The 16719-nt window shown below is 51.1% G+C and carries 24 protein-coding genes; 5 read left to right on the top strand and 19 right to left on the bottom strand.

The window, feature by feature from the left end; all coding sequences use genetic code 11:
• Positions 1-5 precede the first annotated feature (5 nt).
• Genes rplI through rpsF form a run of 4 tightly spaced genes read right to left on the bottom strand, consistent with a single transcriptional unit; the run spans position 6 to position 1445 of the window.
• A complete protein-coding gene (gene rplI, locus A7589_RS11125; RefSeq protein WP_001196062.1) occupies positions 6-455 on the bottom strand; it encodes a 50S ribosomal protein L9 in 450 nt (149 codons plus the stop codon).
• A 41-nt stretch (positions 456-496) separates the two neighbouring features.
• Positions 497-724 carry a 30S ribosomal protein S18 gene (rpsR, locus tag A7589_RS11120; RefSeq protein WP_000135199.1) on the bottom strand — a complete coding sequence of 76 codons (228 nt, stop codon included), beginning with the start codon at positions 722-724 and terminating at the stop codon, positions 497-499.
• 4 nt (positions 725-728) lie between these two features.
• The gene (gene priB, locus A7589_RS11115; RefSeq protein WP_016159978.1) at positions 729-1043 is read right to left on the bottom strand and encodes a primosomal replication protein N; all 315 of its coding nucleotides are present in this window, start codon (positions 1041-1043) and stop codon (positions 729-731) included.
• A 6-nt stretch (positions 1044-1049) separates the two neighbouring features.
• Positions 1050-1445: a 30S ribosomal protein S6 gene (gene rpsF, locus A7589_RS11110; protein ID WP_001216676.1), complete on the bottom strand. Its 396-nt coding sequence runs from the start codon at positions 1443-1445 to the stop codon at positions 1050-1052.
• A gap of 326 nt (positions 1446-1771) precedes the next feature.
• Here rpsF and yjfY point away from each other — a divergent pair, with 326 nt between their 5' ends.
• On the top strand, positions 1772-2047 hold the full coding sequence (gene yjfY / locus A7589_RS11105; protein ID WP_000492914.1) for a DUF1471 family protein YjfY: 276 nt from the start codon (positions 1772-1774) through the stop codon (positions 2045-2047).
• Positions 2048-2174: 127 nt separating this feature from the next.
• Here yjfY and ulaF read toward each other — a convergent pair whose 3' ends face one another.
• Genes ulaF through ulaA form a run of 6 tightly spaced genes read right to left on the bottom strand, consistent with a single transcriptional unit; the run spans position 2175 to position 6581 of the window.
• Positions 2175-2861, bottom strand: coding sequence for an L-ribulose-5-phosphate 4-epimerase UlaF (gene ulaF, locus A7589_RS11100; protein ID WP_001170834.1), 687 nt, complete (start codon positions 2859-2861; stop codon positions 2175-2177).
• On the bottom strand, positions 2861-3715 hold the full coding sequence (gene ulaE / locus A7589_RS11095; RefSeq protein WP_000949498.1) for an L-ribulose-5-phosphate 3-epimerase UlaE: 855 nt from the start codon (positions 3713-3715) through the stop codon (positions 2861-2863). The genes ulaF and ulaE overlap by 1 nt, the downstream gene beginning before the upstream one ends.
• Before the next feature lie 9 nt (positions 3716-3724).
• Positions 3725-4375, bottom strand: a complete 651-nt coding sequence (gene ulaD, locus A7589_RS11090) for a 3-keto-L-gulonate-6-phosphate decarboxylase UlaD (RefSeq protein WP_000056749.1) — start codon at positions 4373-4375, stop codon at positions 3725-3727.
• Between the two features lie 13 nt (positions 4376-4388).
• On the bottom strand, positions 4389-4853 hold the full coding sequence (ulaC, locus tag A7589_RS11085; RefSeq protein WP_000776505.1) for a PTS ascorbate transporter subunit IIA: 465 nt from the start codon (positions 4851-4853) through the stop codon (positions 4389-4391).
• Between the two features lie 9 nt (positions 4854-4862).
• The gene (gene ulaB, locus A7589_RS11080) at positions 4863-5168 is read right to left on the bottom strand and encodes a PTS ascorbate transporter subunit IIB (RefSeq protein WP_000218362.1); all 306 of its coding nucleotides are present in this window, start codon (positions 5166-5168) and stop codon (positions 4863-4865) included.
• Positions 5169-5183: 15 nt separating this feature from the next.
• Positions 5184-6581: a PTS ascorbate transporter subunit IIC gene (gene ulaA / locus A7589_RS11075; RefSeq protein ID WP_001355100.1), complete on the bottom strand. Its 1398-nt coding sequence runs from the start codon at positions 6579-6581 to the stop codon at positions 5184-5186.
• 354 nt (positions 6582-6935) lie between these two features.
• Between ulaA and ulaG the strand changes: the two genes are divergently transcribed.
• Positions 6936-8000 carry an L-ascorbate 6-phosphate lactonase gene (ulaG, locus tag A7589_RS11070; protein WP_010357344.1) on the top strand — a complete coding sequence of 355 codons (1065 nt, stop codon included), beginning with the start codon at positions 6936-6938 and terminating at the stop codon, positions 7998-8000.
• A gap of 108 nt (positions 8001-8108) precedes the next feature.
• Positions 8109-8864 carry an HTH-type transcriptional regulator UlaR gene (gene ulaR, locus A7589_RS11065; RefSeq protein ID WP_000133631.1) on the top strand — a complete coding sequence of 252 codons (756 nt, stop codon included), beginning with the start codon at positions 8109-8111 and terminating at the stop codon, positions 8862-8864.
• On the opposite strand, the gene yjfP is transcribed toward ulaR, so the two are convergent.
• On the bottom strand, positions 8861-9610 hold the full coding sequence (gene yjfP, locus A7589_RS11060; RefSeq protein WP_000571045.1) for an esterase: 750 nt from the start codon (positions 9608-9610) through the stop codon (positions 8861-8863). The genes ulaR and yjfP overlap by 4 nt on opposite strands.
• Positions 9611-9791: 181 nt before the next feature.
• Here yjfP and bsmA point away from each other — a divergent pair, with 181 nt between their 5' ends.
• Both bsmA and yjfN read left to right on the top strand, forming a co-directional pair.
• A complete protein-coding gene (bsmA, locus tag A7589_RS11055) occupies positions 9792-10121 on the top strand; it encodes a biofilm peroxide resistance protein BsmA (RefSeq protein WP_000254627.1) in 330 nt (109 codons plus the stop codon).
• A 148-nt stretch (positions 10122-10269) separates the two neighbouring features.
• On the top strand, positions 10270-10545 hold the full coding sequence (yjfN, locus tag A7589_RS11050) for a DUF1471 family protease activator YjfN (protein ID WP_000811566.1): 276 nt from the start codon (positions 10270-10272) through the stop codon (positions 10543-10545).
• Positions 10546-10661: 116 nt separating this feature from the next.
• Here the strand turns inward: yjfN and A7589_RS11045 are convergent, their stop codons facing one another.
• The 8 genes from A7589_RS11045 to A7589_RS11010 form a co-directional block, all read right to left on the bottom strand.
• Positions 10662-12287, bottom strand: a complete 1626-nt coding sequence (locus A7589_RS11045) for an isovaleryl-CoA dehydrogenase (RefSeq protein WP_010357341.1) — start codon at positions 12285-12287, stop codon at positions 10662-10664.
• An 83-nt stretch (positions 12288-12370) separates the two neighbouring features.
• Positions 12371-13534, bottom strand: coding sequence for a glutathionylspermidine synthase family protein (locus A7589_RS11040; protein WP_000943939.1), 1164 nt, complete (start codon positions 13532-13534; stop codon positions 12371-12373).
• A gap of 2 nt (positions 13535-13536) precedes the next feature.
• Positions 13537-14175: a DUF1190 domain-containing protein gene (locus A7589_RS11035; RefSeq protein WP_000101664.1), complete on the bottom strand. Its 639-nt coding sequence runs from the start codon at positions 14173-14175 to the stop codon at positions 13537-13539.
• Between the two features lie 9 nt (positions 14176-14184).
• On the bottom strand, positions 14185-14583 hold the full coding sequence (locus tag A7589_RS11030) for a DUF350 domain-containing protein (protein ID WP_000547757.1): 399 nt from the start codon (positions 14581-14583) through the stop codon (positions 14185-14187).
• Positions 14584-14600: 17 nt separating this feature from the next.
• Entirely contained in the window at positions 14601-15260 is a 660-nt protein-coding gene (locus A7589_RS11025; RefSeq protein ID WP_105282472.1) for a YjfK family protein, read from the bottom strand.
• A 50-nt stretch (positions 15261-15310) separates the two neighbouring features.
• A complete protein-coding gene (locus A7589_RS11020; RefSeq protein WP_000511940.1) occupies positions 15311-16009 on the bottom strand; it encodes a PspA/IM30 family protein in 699 nt (232 codons plus the stop codon).
• A gap of 18 nt (positions 16010-16027) precedes the next feature.
• Entirely contained in the window at positions 16028-16429 is a 402-nt protein-coding gene (locus A7589_RS11015; RefSeq protein WP_000220145.1) for a YjfI family protein, read from the bottom strand.
• 104 nt (positions 16430-16533) lie between these two features.
• A partial coding sequence (locus A7589_RS11010; RefSeq protein WP_235613311.1) for an IS1 family transposase occupies positions 16534-16719 on the bottom strand: 186 nt, incomplete at its 5' end.

Genomic DNA, 16719 nt, shown 5'->3' with positions numbered 1-16719 from the left:
ACGAATTATTCAGCTACTACGTTTACGATCACTTTCGCGAATACTTCGCTGTGAACCTGGAAGCTCACTTCGTGTTCGCCAGTGGTACGCAGAACGCCGTTCGGCAGACGAACTTCGCTCTTAGCCACTTCAACGCCAGCTGCAGTTACAGCGTCAGCGATGTCGCGAGTACCGATGGAACCGAACAGTTTACCTTCGTCGCCAGCTTTAGACGCGATGGTAACAGTTTCCAGTGCATTGATTTTCTCAGCGCGAGCATTAGCTGCTGCCAGAACTTCAGCCAGTTTAGCTTCCAGTTCAGCGCGACGTGCTTCGAAGAATTCAATGTTTTTCTTGGTAGCTGGAACAGCTTTACCCTGCGGTACCAGGAAGTTACGAGCATAGCCCGCTTTAACGTTTACCTGATCACCCAGGCTACCCAGGTTTGCTACTTTATCAAGCAGAATAACTTGCATTACCTTATCCTCTCAAAGTCGTATTAATGGACCGTGACCGATTACTGATGGCGATCAGTGTACGGCAGCAGGGACAGGTAGCGAGCGCGTTTGATAGCGCGAGCCAGCTGACGCTGGTATTTTGCACGGGTCCCGGTGATACGGCTTGGGACAATCTTACCGCTTTCGGTGATGTAGTTTTTCAGCGTAGCGATATCTTTATAGTCGATCTCTTGAACGCCTTCCGCGGTGAAACGGCAGAACTTGCGACGACGGAAATAACGTGCCATATGGCTAGTCTCCAGAATCTATCAATTCAATCTGCTCGGCATGCAAAACCATTTTGCTCAGTCCGTTCTTTGCCTTGTGGCATGAAATGAACCCCTGAACGGTTATGCGACTGCCGACCGTTATACTGTGAGTAATGGCCTGGTTTTCGTGTCCGCTAATGATAACGGGCATTTGGCACCACGCCTGCCGGTGAAAACCGGCTTCCTCCTGCACAGAACGATGCTCAAGCACGAACTGGCAGTGAGGAATTCCTGATGGACTGACCTTTCGAAGGGGAGTCCTGCACACGGTGCCGGACAACACCAGACGGTTGGTCATCAGAAATTACTCTTCAGAATCCCCAGCTTCAGCATCATCAGCGGTTTCGTTTGCGAAGTCATCGCGACGCTCACGGCGCTCGTCTTTCGCTTTAACCATCGGAGATGCTTCGGTAACGGCGTGCTTAGTACGCATTACCATGCTACGGATAACGGCGTCGTTGAAGCGGAAGGTAGTTTCCAGCTCATCGATCACTTCCTGCGGCGCTTCAACGTTCATCAGAACGTAGTGAGCTTTGTGCAGTTTGTTGATCGGGTAAGCCAGCTGACGGCGGCCCCAGTCTTCCAGACGGTGGATCTTGCCTTCTGCACCAGTGATGGCAGCAGTGTAGCGCTCGATCATGCCCGGAACCTGTTCGCTCTGGTCAGGATGGACCATAAAAACGATTTCGTAATGACGCATCGAATTGCTCCTTACGGATTATTCAGCCTCCTGTCTGGGTCAGCCGCAGCCCATGGAGGCAAGGAACGTGTTAAAGGGCGGCTGAAAAATGACGCGTTATAGTACTGGTATACCCCGCTAAACTCAAGGCCAGCCGACAAATAAATCTCACCTTTCGCCAAATCGTACTAACCCGCTGATTTGAAGTTCATCACATTCCATTACGGTGTTTTTTTGAACAACTGCATCAGAAATGGTCACCATCAACTTCTTTATCATTGATTAAAATTAAATCAGAAGATCATCACAGAGGAGAGCACACAAAGACAGCCGTCGAGGAGGTATCTATGTTCAGCCGTGTTTTAGCCCTTCTGGCTGTGCTTTTGCTAAGTGCAAATACATGGGCAGCCATTGAAATTAATAACCACCAGGCCAGAAATATGGACGACGTACAGAGCTTAGGCGTGATTTATATCAACCATAACTTCGCCACTGAAAGTGAAGCTCGCCAGGCACTGAATGAAGAGACAGATGCGCAAGGCGCAACGTACTACCACGTGATTCTGATGCGGGAACCGGGGAGTAACGGCAACATGCACGCCAGCGCGGATATTTATCGCTAGCACCAGGTATAACCAACGAAACATTGCCATAGTTTGCTTTGCCCCCTTCTCAGGGGGCTTTTTTTGAAAACGGCTGCGGAATCAGACCAGTTATCTCCCGAAGAAGGAAATTTCCGCAGCACGTGTTTTACTTCTGCCCGTAATAGGCATTGGGACCATGCTTACGCATGAAGTGTTTATTCATCAGGTAGCTGTCGATGGGATTAAGCTGCGGGTTAATGCCGCGCGCAATCCACGCCATCTTCGCCACTTCTTCCATCACGACCGCGTTATGCACCGCATCGTGAGCATCTTTCCCCCAGGCAAATGGTCCGTGCTGATACACCACAATTCCCGGTGTATGCAGCGGCTCGGCATCGCCCAGCGTTTCGATAATCACTTTGCCGGTGTTCAGTTCATACTCGCCCTGCACCTCTTCTTCGCTTAATCCACGCGTACACGGGATGTCGCCAAAGAAGTAGTCAGCGTGCGTGGTGCCTAACGCCGGAATTGCCAGCCCCGCCTGCGCCCATGCGGTGGCATGAGTGGAGTGGGTATGCACGATGCCGCCAAGCGACGGGTAACGGCGGTAGAGTTCGAGATGCGTCGCGGTGTCTGATGAGGGGCGATACTGACCGTCCACCACCTTGCCGCTCATATCGACCACCACCATATCGTCCGCTTTCATGGTTTCGTAGGCGACACCGCTGGGCTTGATCACCACCAGCCCGTGCTTGCGATCAATGGCGCTAACGTTGCCCCAGGTAAAGGTCACCAGCCCGTAACGCGGCAGATCCATATTGGCTTCAAACACCTGCTGTTTCAGCTTTTGCATTATGCCGCCTCCACCATACCTGCTTTGGCCATGCGCGCTTTCACCCAATCACGCGCTTTCGCCACTTCCGCCGCCGGGTCTTCCGCCGTTTCACTCCACATCTCAATCAGGTAAGGCCCGCAATAACCACTCTGTTTGAGCGTTTCAAAGCAACGTTCGAAATCCACCACGCCTTCACCAAAGGGCACGTTTTTGAAGACGCCCGGTTTGGTGTCTTTCACATGCACCGCGACGATATGCCCTATTCCGGCCTGCAATTCCATCTGCACATCGTTGTCCCACGCCGACAGGTTGCCGATATCCGGGTAGAGCTGGAACCACGGGTTGTTGAGATAGTGCGCGTAGCCCAGCGCCTTGCTGATGGAGTTCATCAATGGGTAATCCATGATCTCCATTGCCAGCGTCACCTGCGCGCGGCTTGCCATCTCAACGCTCTCTTTCAGACCGTCACGAAAACGACGACGCGTTTCGTTATTGGCTTCCTGATAGTAAACGTCATAGCCCGCCAGCTGGATCACGCGAATGCCGACGTCCTGGGCGAACTGGATAGCTTTACGCATGATCTCCAGCCCCTGCGCCCGCACCGCGTCATCTTCACTGCCCAGCGGGAAACGACGATGAGCAGAAAGGCACATGGACGGCACGCGCACGCCGGTTTCAACAATCGCATTCACCAGCGCCAGACGCTGCTCGCGGCTCCAGTCGAGGCGCGACAGGCGATCGTCAGTTTCATCCACCGACATCTCGACAAAATCGAAGCCTAACGTTTTTGCCAGTTGCAGCCGTTCCAGCCAGCACTCCCCGGCGGGGAGTGCTTTTTCATAGATGCCAAGCGGGATTTGTTTGGACAACATATCCGCTCCTTAGCCCCACAGTTCGGCGATGGAACGTTTGAACTGACGTGCGGCTTCAACCGGAGAAGCGGCATCACGGATGCTGCGACCTGCGATAAACACATGAATCGGAATGCCTTTGAACAGCGGCAGATCTTCCAGCGCCAGGCCACCGGTGACGGTCACTTTGAAGCCCATATCGGAAAGGCGTTTGATCGCGGTAATGTCCGCTTCGCCCCAGGCCACGCCGGCGGCCTGCGCGTCACGGCTGCGATGATAAACCACCTGCCCAATGCCTGCGTCACGCCACTGCTGCGCCTGTTCCCAGGTCCAGTAACCGGTCAGTTCAATCTGCACATCACCGTTAAACTCTTTCGCCACGTCCAGCGCGCCTTTGGCGGTGTTGATATCCGCGCAGCAAATCACGGTCACCCAGTCAGCGTTGGCTTCGAAGCACATACGAGAAAGGATTTTGCCCGCATCGGCAATTTTGGCGTCTGCCAGCACAATTTTATGCGGGTAGAGTGCTTTCAGATCGCGAACCGCACGCACGCCTTCGCCCACGCACAGAATGGTGCCCACTTCGATAATGTCGACTTCTTCGGCAATCAGGCGAGTGGTTTCGTAGGCGCTATCCATAGTCTGGTTGTCCAGCGCGACTTGCAACATGGGTAATGACATCTTCAATTCCTTCTTAAGCAGCCGCGTTAGTGCGGTCAATTAAATCCAGTACTTCCTGCTCGGTACGGCAGGCGCGTAAACGGTCGAAATTCTCTTCATCTTCAAACAGGTTGACGATTTGCATGATGCCCACTTCCTGGTGAGTGTTGGCATCGACCGCCGCCATGGTGATGAGGATATCTACCGGGTCGTTATCTTCGTGGTTGAACTCCAGCGGCTTTTTCAGCGTCACCAGTGCAAAGCCGGTTTTCTTAACGCCCTCTTCCGGGCGTCCGTGCGGCATTGCCAGGCCTGGTGCGAGCACGAAGTACGGGCCGTGCTGTTCAACCGCATCCAGAATCGCCTGGTAGTAACGCGGCTCGACGACATCCGCAGCCACCAGCAGATCAACGCCGATTTTCACCGCGTCCTGCCAGGTTTCAGCTTCGGCCTGCAGACGAATGGATTTATTTTCCGCCAGCGAATCACGTAATTTCATGGCGCGTCCTTACTTCACGTCCTGCGGGAAATGTTCTTTGATCACTTCCAGCAGTTTCGGGCCAAAGTCGGCAGGAGAGAGCATGTTGCGCACACCAACGACATATTTGTTGCCGGTAACGGTGATTTCGCCCGCAATATGCGTAGAAGCGATGATGATATCCGCGCCGCTCAACTCGCTTTTGTATTCGCCAACCGCGCAGCTGTTTACCGTGTGGTCGATGTTCGACTGGGTTAAAAACTGATCCACTTTCATCTTCATGATCATGGAACTACCTTGTCCGTTGCCACACACAGCCAGAATACGTACGGTCATAATCAAAACTCCTTATTAAGCAGACTGTTCTGCCAGTTGTTTTTCTGCATCTTCTTCTGCGCGCAGTGCGCGGCCAGCGAAGAACATATAAGCCAGTGCAATGACAATGATGACGGCCATAAAAGCGATACCGATGGAGAAGAAGCCCTGCATCATCGGCGGTGCCAAAATTGACCAGTCCGCCATGCCCATCCAGGCGCTCATACCGGTGAGTTTCACCGCCCAGACACAGCCAAAGATTTCGATCATCCCCATCACCAGACAAATCTTCAGCGCCGCGCGCCAGCCGCCAAAGTGGTTAGCGAACACGCCGATAGTGGCGTTGGAGAAGAACATTGGGATAAAGCCAGGAATAATCAGGATCGAAGAGCCGCAGGCAACCAGGATGCCAACCGCAATCAGCTGACCGATGGTGCCCCACATAAAGCCCCAGACCACGGCGTTCGGCGCGAAGCTATAGATAGCCGCACAGTCAATCGCCAGAACCGCACCCGGGATCAGGCGCTGGGAGATACCGTTAAACGCTTCAGAGAGTTCCGCCACAAACATGCGCACGCCCTGAGTGATGATGAAAATCGCTACCGCAAAGGAGAAACCGGTTTGCAGGATATAGACCGTCCAGTGCACTTTGCCTGCCATCGCCTGTACGGTGTCGATACCGAAGGAAAGCAGAATGGCGCCAAAGAAGATGGTCATCACAATCGCCGTGGAGACAATGTTGTCGTGGAAAATATTCAGCCAACCTGGCAGTTTGAGGTCTTCAACACTCTCCTCTTTCTTGCCCAGGAACGGCGCGACTTTGTAGGCAATCCATGATGCAAACTGCTGCTGGTGACCAATGGAGAAACCGCAGCCGTCCGTCACTTCCTGAGTCGGCTTGTACATCATGTTGGAGGTGATGCCCCAATAGAGCGAAACCAGAATCGCAGTGCAGATAATGGTCGTCCACATGGAGTAGCCGAAGATAAACAGCGTTACCGCAATCAGCCCTGCCTGCTGGAACATAATGTGACCAGTCAGCATGATGGTACGAATGCCAGTAATTCGACGCAGCAGCACGTAACAGATGTTCAACGCCAGAGCCAACAGCACCGCATAACCCACCCAGCTATAGGCATCACCCATACGTTCGATGGTCGCCATCATTGAGGCATAGGTATCTGAAATCGCACCGTTAATGCCATAAACTTCCGACATTTTCGCCACTACCGGTTTGAAGGTGCTGGTAAGGATGCCGGATCCTGCCTGCAACAACATGAAACCAATAATGGTTTTAATCGTACCTTTGATAATCACGCTGACACTTTTGCGCAGCAGGATGTAGCCCAGACAGGTCACAATACCCAGCAACAATGGGGCATTGGTCATGACCTGGTTAAAAAACACGGTAAAGATGTTGTAGAGGATCTCCATAACGATCTCCTGAAGAAGAGGTAACCGGGTATTCCACACACCCGGAATGTTGTGTACTCACTCTAATTTTCAAAAGTAATCACAACAAGATTATTTATGATTAAATGTGACGCGACACGCAAATAATTCCACAACGAAAGTATGCGATTCACATAAAGAAACAATTAATCATTTAAATTCATTAAGTTAACTTTATTGCACATTCCATTAAATCTTTCCACAGCCAAAATTCACAACAACTTCCCAGGCCAAAAGTCAAAAAATGGTCATTGCCTTCCTGAAAAAATAGTGTCAGGATTAATCAAAACAAATCAATTATTGATTCGAATTGAACCATCATGAAGGTAAATGGCGATGAGTAAAGTGAAAAGTATCACCCGTGAATCCTGGATCCTGAGTACTTTCCCGGAGTGGGGTAGCTGGCTGAATGAAGAAATTGAACAGGAGCAGGTCGCACCAGGCACATTCTCGATGTGGTGGCTCGGCTGTACCGGGATCTGGTTGAAATCAGAAGGTGGCACCAACGTTTGCGTCGATTTCTGGTGCGGTACTGGCAAACAAAGCCACGGCAACCCGCTGATGAAACAGGGTCACCAGATGCAGCGCATGGCGGGCGTGAAAAAACTGCAACCAAACCTGCGTACCACGCCGTTTGTTCTAGATCCGTTTGCTATTCGCCAAATCGACGCCGTGCTGGCGACGCACGATCACAACGATCATATCGACGTGAACGTGGCAGCCGCCGTGATACAAAACTGCGCTGATGACGTACCGTTTATCGGGCCGAAAACCTGCGTGGATTTATGGATTGGCTGGGGCGTGCCGAAAGAACGTTGCATCGTGGTCAAACCAGGCGATGTAGTAAAAGTGAAAGACATTGAAATTCATGCGCTTGACGCGTTTGATCGTACTGCACTGATTACCCTGCCTGCGGATCAAAAAGCGGCGGGCGTACTGCCAGATGGTATGGACGATCGCGCGGTGAACTACCTGTTCAAAACGCCTGGCGGTTCCCTTTATCACAGCGGCGATTCCCACTACTCTAACTACTATGCGAAGCACGGTAACGAGCATCAGATCGACGTGGCGTTAGGATCGTACGGTGAGAACCCGCGCGGTATTACCGACAAAATGACCAGTGCCGATATGCTGCGTATGGGTGAAGCCCTGAATGCGAAAGTGGTTATCCCGTTCCACCACGATATCTGGTCAAACTTCCAGGCCGATCCGCAAGAGATCCGCGTGCTGTGGGAAATGAAAAAAGACCGCCTGAAGTATGGCTTCAAGCCGTTTATCTGGCAGGTTGGTGGCAAGTTCACCTGGCCACTGGATAAAGACAACTTCGAGTACCACTATCCGCGTGGTTTTGACGATTGCTTCACTATTGAACCGGATCTGCCGTTCAAATCGTTCCTGTAATCGTGTCGTTTATACCGGATAGCGTAGAGATGTTCGCGCTATCCGGCGTAGTATTTCCTGGCTATTTCAAATATCATCTAAAAAAATCAAATTTTATCGGAATAGCTCATGACTGAAGCACAAAGACATCAAATCCTCCTGGAAATGCTCGCACAACTGGGCTTTGTGACTGTTGAGAAAGTCGTTGAGCGTCTGGGAATTTCGCCAGCTACCGCGCGGCGTGATATCAATAAACTCGACGAAAGCGGCAAACTGAAAAAAGTGCGCAATGGCGCAGAAGCCATTACCCAGCAGCGACCGCGCTGGACGCCGATGAATCTGCATCAGGCGCAAAATCACGATGAAAAGGTACGTATCGCTAAAGCGGCCTCGCAGCTGGTCAATCCGGGCGAAAGCGTGGTCATCAACTGCGGTTCCACCGCATTCCTGCTTGGGCGGGAAATGTGTGGCAAGCCAGTGCAAATTATCACTAATTATCTGCCGCTGGCGAATTACCTGATCGATCAGGAACATGACAGCGTGATCATCATGGGCGGGCAATACAACAAAAGTCAGTCCATCACCTTAAGCCCACAGGGCAGCGAAAACAGCCTCTATGCCGGGCACTGGATGTTTACCAGTGGCAAAGGACTAACAGCGGAAGGATTGTATAAAACTGATATGCTGACGGCGATGGCAGAACAGAAAATGCTGAGTGTAGTAGGGAAACTGGTGGTACTGGTTGATAGCAGCAAGATTGGCGAACGCGCGGGGATGCTCTTTAGCCGTGCCGATCAAATCGATATGCTGATCACCGGCAAAAATGCTAACCCAGAAATCCTGCAACAACTGGAAGCGCAAGGGGTCAGCATTCTGCGTGTTTAAAGATGTTGGCGGAAAAATGTCACAGCGGCATCTAACGCCTCGGGTGTAATACGGTGGCGCACGCCTGGCTGCCATGAACAGGTTAACTGTTTATCCCGTCCCGTTTCTCTTAATGCCTGCTGCAAACGTAGTGATTCGTCGGCAGGCACTACATCATCGTCAAGGCCATGCCACAGCAGGAGCGGCCTGTCCCCGAGTTGTTCCAGGTGGTTTGTCGCTTCCCACTCCACCAGTGCCGCAATAACATTATTAAATTCATTCTGTTGTGCTGCCGTTTCAGGTATTAGCGGTGGAAACAGTGAACGGGCAAGCGATGTGAAATAGCCCGAGCCCATCATACTGGCAGTACATTTCACCGTTGGGTGGCGAGCGGTAATCCCCAGCGCCGTCATCGCGCCCATCGATGCGCCACCAACCGCCAGACGTTCATCAAGCAGCCATTTTTCTTCGGCTATTGCCGCACGTAAGGTAGTGAACTCCTGCATACTTTGTAGCAAGATTTGCCAGAATTGATTTAACCGTCGCGGTGCGTCGCCACTAAAACGGCTACCGTGATCGGGCGCATCCGGCATAATCACCCGCAAACCAGTCTGCGCCAGCGCGACGGCAAAATAGCTATACACCAGGCTGGATGAAGTAAAGCCGTGATAAAAAATCACGCATGGTAACGGGGTTTCTTTTTGCCCTGTGGGATAAGCGTGAAGAACGGGAATATCTGCCAGCACGCGCGATTCTAATTCAATCATCTGTTTCTCCTTTGGGTCTGGTATGACATGAACAAATCCTTAGCACAAGTTTCTGCTGGCAGTATTAGTTCATAATGTTGAGATGTGGATTACGCTTTCGCCACGTTTTCATTCGAAAATCGCGTACCAGGTAACAATTCGGGAACATTCCCCCAAAGTTAAATTAATAAGGCACTACACTATGGTTAGCAGGAAACGTAATAGCGTTATTTCCCGGTTTGCCAGTTTATTATTGGTGTTGATGTTAAGCGCCTGTAGCGCACTGCAAGGTACGCCACAGCCAGCACCACCAGTAACAGACCATCCGCAAGAAATTCGCCGCGACCAAACCCAGGGGTTGCAGCGAATAGGTAGCGTAAGCACGATGGTTCGGGGTTCTCCGGATGACGCATTAGCAGAAATCAGGGCGAAAGCTGTCGCTGCAAAAGCTGATTATTACGTTGTCGTCATGGTGGATGAAACCATCGTGACAGGACAGTGGTATTCACAAGCCATTTTATACCGTAAATAAATCAGACAACTTACATAGTAAGCTTTACATTGCTTTGCGTCCCTATGCGTTTACCTGTGCACAATAAATTACCGACTGGAAGCTCGGGCGTTTATTACCGCGATGGAATGCCCTGCAACATGTGGGGAAACGAAAAATGGAGCTGACGATGAAACAATTACTTGCCTCACCCTCGCTACAATTAGTGACTTATCCTGCGAGCGCCACGGCACAGTCTGCAGAATTCGCCAGTGCTGACTGCGTGACGGGCCTGAATGAAATAGGTCAGATCTCGGTTAGCAATATTTCAGGGGATCCGCAGGACGTGGAACGTATCGTGGCGTTAAAGGCCGATGAACAGGGGGCGTCATGGTATCGCATTATTACCATGTACGAAGACCAGCAGCCCGATAACTGGCGTGTACAGGCGATACTGTATGCATGAATGTCATCAACATCGAATGAACAATGCCGGATGCGGCGCCTGCGCCCTATCCGGCCTACAAATCTCATACACTTCATTTAGTGAAGCGAAAACAGCATCGCATCACGCATGAACGCTTACAAACACATACCTCCCGTCGCCCGCAGTAATAAATCATTCTGGATCTGCTCTGACAATCGTACGCCGCCGCGCGTATCTAACATCACCTGACACCACGCCTGCGCCATTGGCGGTGAAGCATATTTCAACATTTGTGCGCCGCAACCCAGCAGGAATAGCTGATGAGTGATCTCTCGCCCAAGCTCTTCAGTCGGTTTGCGCAGTTGCTGCTGTAATCGACGAACCGCGCGATCAAAATAGCGATCCTGCCCTTTCACTTCCATAAACGCTTCCGCCAGTAAATCGTATACACCAGCCTGCTTATTGAGCACACGCAGAACATCCAGACACATGATGTTGCCAGAGCCTTCCCAGATGCTATTTACCGGCATCTCCCGGTAAAGACGCGGCAGCTCGCTCTCCTCGCAATAACCAATGCCGCCCAGCACCTCCATCGCTTCGGCCACAAACGGCATACCACTTTTGCAAATCACAAACTTCGCCGTTGGAGTGAATAGGCGCGCCCACAGGGCTTCTTTAGCATCGGCACGCCGATCCCACGCTCGCGCAAGACGAAACAGCAACGCCGTTTGCCCTTCAAGCTGAAGTGCCATGCGACTTAAGACATGACGCATAAGGGGCTGTTGGATCAATGGATTACCAAAAACATGGCGTTGATGTGCATGATAAATCGCCAGCGAGAATGCACGGCGCATCATGGCATGGCTACCCAAGGCGCAATCAAAACGCGTCATCCCGCCCATTTTCAGGATCAGGCGAATACCTTCTCCTTCCTGACCCAATAACCAACCGATGGCATCCTGAAACTCCACTTCGCAACTGGCGTTGGAGCGATTACCCAGCTTGTCTTTCAGCCGCTCCAGGCGAATCGCATTCCGTTGCCCATCAGGCAGAAAGCGCGGCACAAAAAAGCAGGACAAACCACCCGTGGTCTGCGCCAGCACCAGATGCGCATCGCTTTGCGGCACCGAGAAAAACCATTTATGCCCCACCAGCCGATAAGAGCCATCTTCCAGACGTTCTGCCCGAGTGGTATTGCTCATAACATCAGAGCCGCCCTGCTTTTCCGTCATTCCCATGCCAATCAACAGGCCGCGTTTTTGCCCGCCGGGTAATAGGTGGGAATCGTAGCGATCGCTCAACAACGGCGTGCTCCAGTCCTTAAACGGCGCAGGTAGCATCTGTAACAACAATGGCATGGCGGCAAAGGTCATGGTTATCGGGCATAACGATCCGGCCTCAACCTGCGCGTGTAACATAAAACGCGCCGCCCGCGCCACAAATGCGCCAGAGCGAGCGTCTTCTTCCCAGGCCAGATTGTGCACCCGATTGGTACATAACGCCTGCATCAGCAGGTGCCAGGCAGGGTGAAAACGCACATCGTCCAGACGGCGTCCCTGCGCATCGTAGCGCAACAATTCAGGCGGATTCACATTTGCCAGCCGCCCCAGTTCAAGGGATTCAGCCGTTCCTAGTTGCTGACCAATACTGGCAAGAAAATCGCTATCCCAGCCAGCACCTTCACGCGTTACCGCTTCGCAGAGCGCGCCATCAGACAGGTATAAGTTGCTGTTATTTAATGGTATCGGTTGATTGAAAACGGTGTGAGTTTGCCAGTGCACTGTGTCTCCCTCCATCAATGGCAGTCACCATTAGTATGGTCACTGCCACGGATTCCTGACAGAAAGAGATTGCTAAAACATTCTTAACCAGCAATGTAATGCGGAACAAAACGCGAGGTGTCTTTAGTGATCAGCGTGTTATCTTCACGGATCCCCATTCCGCACGCTTCATCATCGACAATCCAGCTACCAATCAGTGTGTAGCTATCGCCAAATCGCGGCAGCGGTTGAAACGCCTGGTAGATCATCGGTTCATCGGCGTAATCACCATCAGCATGGTCAACGACATTATTCTGACCGTTGAAAATGGTGACGTTACCACCTTCGCGCGAGTAGATCGGTTTACGTACGTAGCTTTCGCCAGCGGCAATCTGCGGTTTTTCGCCCTCAAACCAGGATGCCAGAAGGTTAGGATGCCCAGGGAAGAAACGCCACAGCAGCGGCATTAACCCTTTATTGCTCAATATGCTTTTCCATAGCGGCTCCACCCATTGCTCACGGCGCTTGCGCAGCAAAGAACCATTATCGTCACGCATCATCCACTCCAGCGGATACAGCTTAAATGCGCGCTGGATGACGTTATCATCAAGATCGGTCAACACGCCGCCGACGCCCAGACCGAGATCTTCAATATAAATAAACCGTGACTCCTGCCCTGCCTGCTGAGCACAGTCCTGCAAGTACAGCACGGTAGTCCGGTCTTCGTCGGTATCCTGACAGCAGCAAAAATAAAACGGCTCCCTGCTATAAAGCTCGCTAAAGCGCGAGATCAGGCGTTCCTGAATGGCATTGTACTGATCGGCGTCACGTGGAATAACGCCGCTGCGCCGCGCATCCTCCAGCCATAGCCACTGGAAATATGCCGACTCATACAACGAAGTCGGCGTATCGGCGTTGTACTCCAGCAGCTTCACCGGCGCATTACCACACCAGGCAAAATCCATACGGCCATACAGCGAAGGATCGCGCGCACGCCAGCTTTCAGCGATCACATCCCAGTACAACGGCGGGATCGCCAGTTGCGTCAGGATCTGTTCATCTTTAACGGCACGCTCCACCACCTCAAGACACATCTGATGTAACTCTGCGGTTGGTTTTTCGATCTGCTCTTCTATCTGGCGCAGAGTAAAGCGATAGGCTCGACTCTCATCCCAATAGATCTCATTATCGATGATATGAAAGTCGAAACCGTTGTCGGCGGCAATCTGGTCAAGATCCTGCCGTACAGGGACGTTATGTCTCAGCATAATTACCCTCCCCAATGCCCACGGGCGCTGGAAGAACGACCATAGCCGCCGCGAGAAACCGTTGAGGCTTTTCTGGTGGTAAAGCCGCCCGAGGAGTAAGACTCTTTTTTACCAGAACCGGAGCGCCAGGAGTAATCACCGGAAGTGCTGCGCCAGACGGGGCGCGAAGCAAATGAGGATCCTCCGCTGTTATAGACGAACGGCTCATCGCGATCTTTACGAATCACCCGGCTTAACAAAAATCCAGAAACGACCGGGATCCAACTCTGTTCAACATTGTCGTAGTAGCAATTTTCGTACTTAGACTGACAATTCTGCTGAGTCATATTCTTCGGAACATCGGCATAAAATGCCGCTTTGGCATTGTTCCAGCCACGCGCACAGATGTCTGAATTATTACCATCATCAATACAATCCTGCACTGTCGAATAAAACGTTCCGTCGCCGTCGTTATCGACGTCGCTACTATCGGCACATCCTTTCAATACGAAAAAAGCAGCACCGCCCATTAGCGCCAACGTTAAGTATTTTTGTGCGTAGCGATTGCGACGCGGTTCAAAAGGATTATTCGGTCTACCAATGCGACTGATCGCTCCGTGACCAATTTTACTGTTATTTCTTGATTTGCGTTTTCTGGCCATGATCGTCCATTACCATGTCATACAAGCTGCGTTAAAAATACCGCCAGCCAGCGCGGCGGTTCCCATAAACATTCCTGCCGCAGTGTTGTGATTAATAATTTTATCGCTTAATGCCGGCATATAAAGTCTGACGCCAGCAAAAACGAGTAACTGAATCACCAGTGCGATTCCGCCCCAGGCAAAATAATCTGGAATACTCACCGCATTGATTGCCGCACTGGATAATGGAATAACGTAACCCAACAACGTGCCACTGAACGCCAGCGACGCCGCAGTGTTATTATTCTTGATCAACTGCCATTCATTATGCGGAGTAATTTTGGAATAGATAAAAAGAAAGATAATCACCATAGCTACGCCGATAAAAAAATAGGCGCTAAAAGCAAGGAGTGAATCCAGTATATGCATTATAAACGTCCCTGTAATTAACCAATAATATGAAGTGATGTCAGTGGGATATCGACACCCAGCGCGCGAGAAAATAGCCACTCCGGCTCGCCGAGGTCGTTAAATGATTCCTCACCATTTAACAGCAAATATTCGTAAGTATCTTCGGTCACCTGCCGTTGGTAGCCCATGGTAAAATTATGCACTTCCCATTTGGCATGGTTTTGATTTTCTACTTTTTCCAGCATGTAGACGGGTTCGATATATCCCGGTTCTTCGCTGTTAAAAAATCGCTGCCAGCGTTTTTCCTGCCAGTTTAGGGTTATCGCCCCCATCGCTTTGGCGTTGATCGCCTCGCGCCAGTGGCTTTCCTTGCTGATACCGTAGCTCTCTTCATAGACAAAGAGCTTGATATCATCAATGTCATCAATATCTTCGCCGCCGGTGGTGTTGATTTGCAGAAATTCATCGCTGGAAGTGTAATAGCGGAAAATCTGGCTACCGCCGCCCAGATCGATGCGGCTGACGGCGGCCACGGTATATTCTTCACCCGGTAACTCGATCAGCAATGCCTCTTCCAGCAAACGAAACGCTAACGTGTCGAGCGTGAAACCACTATTGAGATGGAGTCCCAGCGGACCGCGAGCGATAGCAGGCTTATCATCCTTGCCAAACAGGCGCTGGAAAAAACCAGACATATTTTATCCTTAAAATAGTTGCCAGCCTTGCAGTGAGGCTGGCAAAAAAATTACTCACCCTGTTGGCGTTGCAGTCTCGCCAGCACATCCTGGGCACTGCTTTTATTGGTGCCGCCAATTCCGGCCTCCGCCAGCTTTTCGTCAAGATCGCGACCGTCTGCGACTTTCTCCAGCTGTGCGGCGGCATCCAGTCGAGCCTGACGTTCAGCCTGACGCGTTTGCAGGCGTTTTAATGACTCTGCCGCTGTCGAAACGCTGGAAGACGCGCCGACTGTAGATGTCGTCACAGCCTGCTGCGCACGTTGCATAGCTTCAGTGGCCTTAACGACTTCCATTTGTTGTTCAAATTGGGCAATACGCTGTGCCGTCGCCGCAACCGCTTTTTCTACGCCATCGCGGGAGACTTCCAGATTCGACAATACTTGTTCTTCAGCGGTAATGAGATTCTCAAGACGCGCGATTTCTTCAGCAACTTCGTTAATCAACGACGGATTAACGTTCTTACTCAACGCTTCCAGCGCACGGGCTTCCAGACCCGCTTTACGTTCGCGTAAATCTTTCAGTTTGTCGTTGCTTAATTTCACTCGCGCCAGCAGATCGACGCGAGATTTTCCGGCTTTATCCAGTTCAGCTTTAGCGTCGCGAATATGTTGTTCCAGCATCCGCACACCCTGGGTTTCTTCAATGGACTCTTCCGCCTGTGCGATAAATGATTTACCCAGCGTAAATAAACTTTTTAAAATCCCCATACATACGAATCCTTGTAATTAGTGTGAATATTCTTCAGTAATTTCAGCCAGATCCAAGGCGTTATCCACCAGTGTGGTTATCTCCAGCAGAATGTCGTCAAGGGAAGATTTAAGCGATAACGCCCCGAAAACGATGTAATACTCTTCCTGTTGCACACTGGAGATCCCTACCGATGACAGCGGCATAATCTTCTGATTTCTTAATAGAAAGGTATTAAATTCATCTGGATTGCTGATATAACAAACCGGACAAATGAAGGTTTCGATAATCATCTGGCGAGAAGTAAAAAGAATATTGATCTGCAAATCGCCATAATCATTCATTTTAATAATTAATGCGTTTTCGCTATTTGTTATATCAATATTTTGTTCAGGTACAGCTTGCAGCGCCGCCGCCAGCACCAACGGATTCCATGTCATATATTATTCCATATAGATTAAATTTAATTATTAATAAAATGAATATTTATAGAGCGTAATTATCTTACCAGCTATAGATAAAAAAAAACGGTAATGCCTCCAACTTACTGCTCGCGTTTTATGTTCAGATACTGCCCGACCACTTTGTCATGCAGCTCCACCGATTTTGAGCACCACACCGACTCCCGCCCCAGCCTCGCCACCTGTTGTCTCCGCCCCAGCTTATCCCGCTCACCCCGCTCCGCCTCCCGCCCCCTCCTCCCCCCCCGCCTCCCCTCCCCCCGGCCCCC

The organism is Escherichia sp. MOD1-EC6475 (genome assembly GCF_003046645.1).
Lineage (GTDB): Bacteria > Pseudomonadota > Gammaproteobacteria > Enterobacterales > Enterobacteriaceae > Escherichia > Escherichia ruysiae.
This window is presented reverse-complemented; position numbering and strand designations above follow the sequence as displayed.

Excerpts from the sequence above, each read along its gene's own strand:
- ulaF (WP_001170834.1), bottom strand. The coding sequence starts at position 2,861 with ATGCAAAAGCTGAAACAGCAGGTGTTTGAAGCCAATATGGATCTGCCG.
- yjfP (WP_000571045.1), bottom strand. The coding sequence starts at position 9,610 with ATGATTGAATTAGAATCGCGCGTGCTGGCAGATATTCCCGTTCTTCAC.
- rpsF (WP_001216676.1), bottom strand. The coding sequence starts at position 1,445 with ATGCGTCATTACGAAATCGTTTTTATGGTCCATCCTGACCAGAGCGAA.
- A7589_RS11025 (WP_105282472.1), bottom strand. The coding sequence starts at position 15,260 with ATGTCTGGTTTTTTCCAGCGCCTGTTTGGCAAGGATGATAAGCCTGCT.
- A7589_RS11015 (WP_000220145.1), bottom strand. The coding sequence starts at position 16,429 with ATGACATGGAATCCGTTGGTGCTGGCGGCGGCGCTGCAAGCTGTACCT.
- rplI (WP_001196062.1), bottom strand. The coding sequence starts at position 455 with ATGCAAGTTATTCTGCTTGATAAAGTAGCAAACCTGGGTAGCCTGGGT.
- A7589_RS11040 (WP_000943939.1), bottom strand. The coding sequence starts at position 13,534 with ATGCTGAGACATAACGTCCCTGTACGGCAGGATCTTGACCAGATTGCC.
- yjfN (WP_000811566.1), top strand. The coding sequence starts at position 10,270 with ATGAAACAATTACTTGCCTCACCCTCGCTACAATTAGTGACTTATCCT.
- ulaG (WP_010357344.1), top strand. The coding sequence starts at position 6,936 with ATGAGTAAAGTGAAAAGTATCACCCGTGAATCCTGGATCCTGAGTACT.
- ulaD (WP_000056749.1), bottom strand. The coding sequence starts at position 4,375 with ATGTCATTACCCATGTTGCAAGTCGCGCTGGACAACCAGACTATGGAT.
- ulaA (WP_001355100.1), bottom strand. The coding sequence starts at position 6,581 with ATGGAGATCCTCTACAACATCTTTACCGTGTTTTTTAACCAGGTCATG.
- A7589_RS11020 (WP_000511940.1), bottom strand. The coding sequence starts at position 16,009 with ATGGGGATTTTAAAAAGTTTATTTACGCTGGGTAAATCATTTATCGCA.
- ulaR (WP_000133631.1), top strand. The coding sequence starts at position 8,109 with ATGACTGAAGCACAAAGACATCAAATCCTCCTGGAAATGCTCGCACAA.
- ulaB (WP_000218362.1), bottom strand. The coding sequence starts at position 5,168 with ATGACCGTACGTATTCTGGCTGTGTGTGGCAACGGACAAGGTAGTTCC.
- ulaC (WP_000776505.1), bottom strand. The coding sequence starts at position 4,853 with ATGAAATTACGTGATTCGCTGGCGGAAAATAAATCCATTCGTCTGCAG.
- priB (WP_016159978.1), bottom strand. The coding sequence starts at position 1,043 with ATGACCAACCGTCTGGTGTTGTCCGGCACCGTGTGCAGGACTCCCCTT.
- A7589_RS11035 (WP_000101664.1), bottom strand. The coding sequence starts at position 14,175 with ATGGCCAGAAAACGCAAATCAAGAAATAACAGTAAAATTGGTCACGGA.
- bsmA (WP_000254627.1), top strand. The coding sequence starts at position 9,792 with ATGGTTAGCAGGAAACGTAATAGCGTTATTTCCCGGTTTGCCAGTTTA.
- yjfY (WP_000492914.1), top strand. The coding sequence starts at position 1,772 with ATGTTCAGCCGTGTTTTAGCCCTTCTGGCTGTGCTTTTGCTAAGTGCA.
- A7589_RS11030 (WP_000547757.1), bottom strand. The coding sequence starts at position 14,583 with ATGCATATACTGGATTCACTCCTTGCTTTTAGCGCCTATTTTTTTATC.
- rpsR (WP_000135199.1), bottom strand. The coding sequence starts at position 724 with ATGGCACGTTATTTCCGTCGTCGCAAGTTCTGCCGTTTCACCGCGGAA.
- ulaE (WP_000949498.1), bottom strand. The coding sequence starts at position 3,715 with ATGTTGTCCAAACAAATCCCGCTTGGCATCTATGAAAAAGCACTCCCC.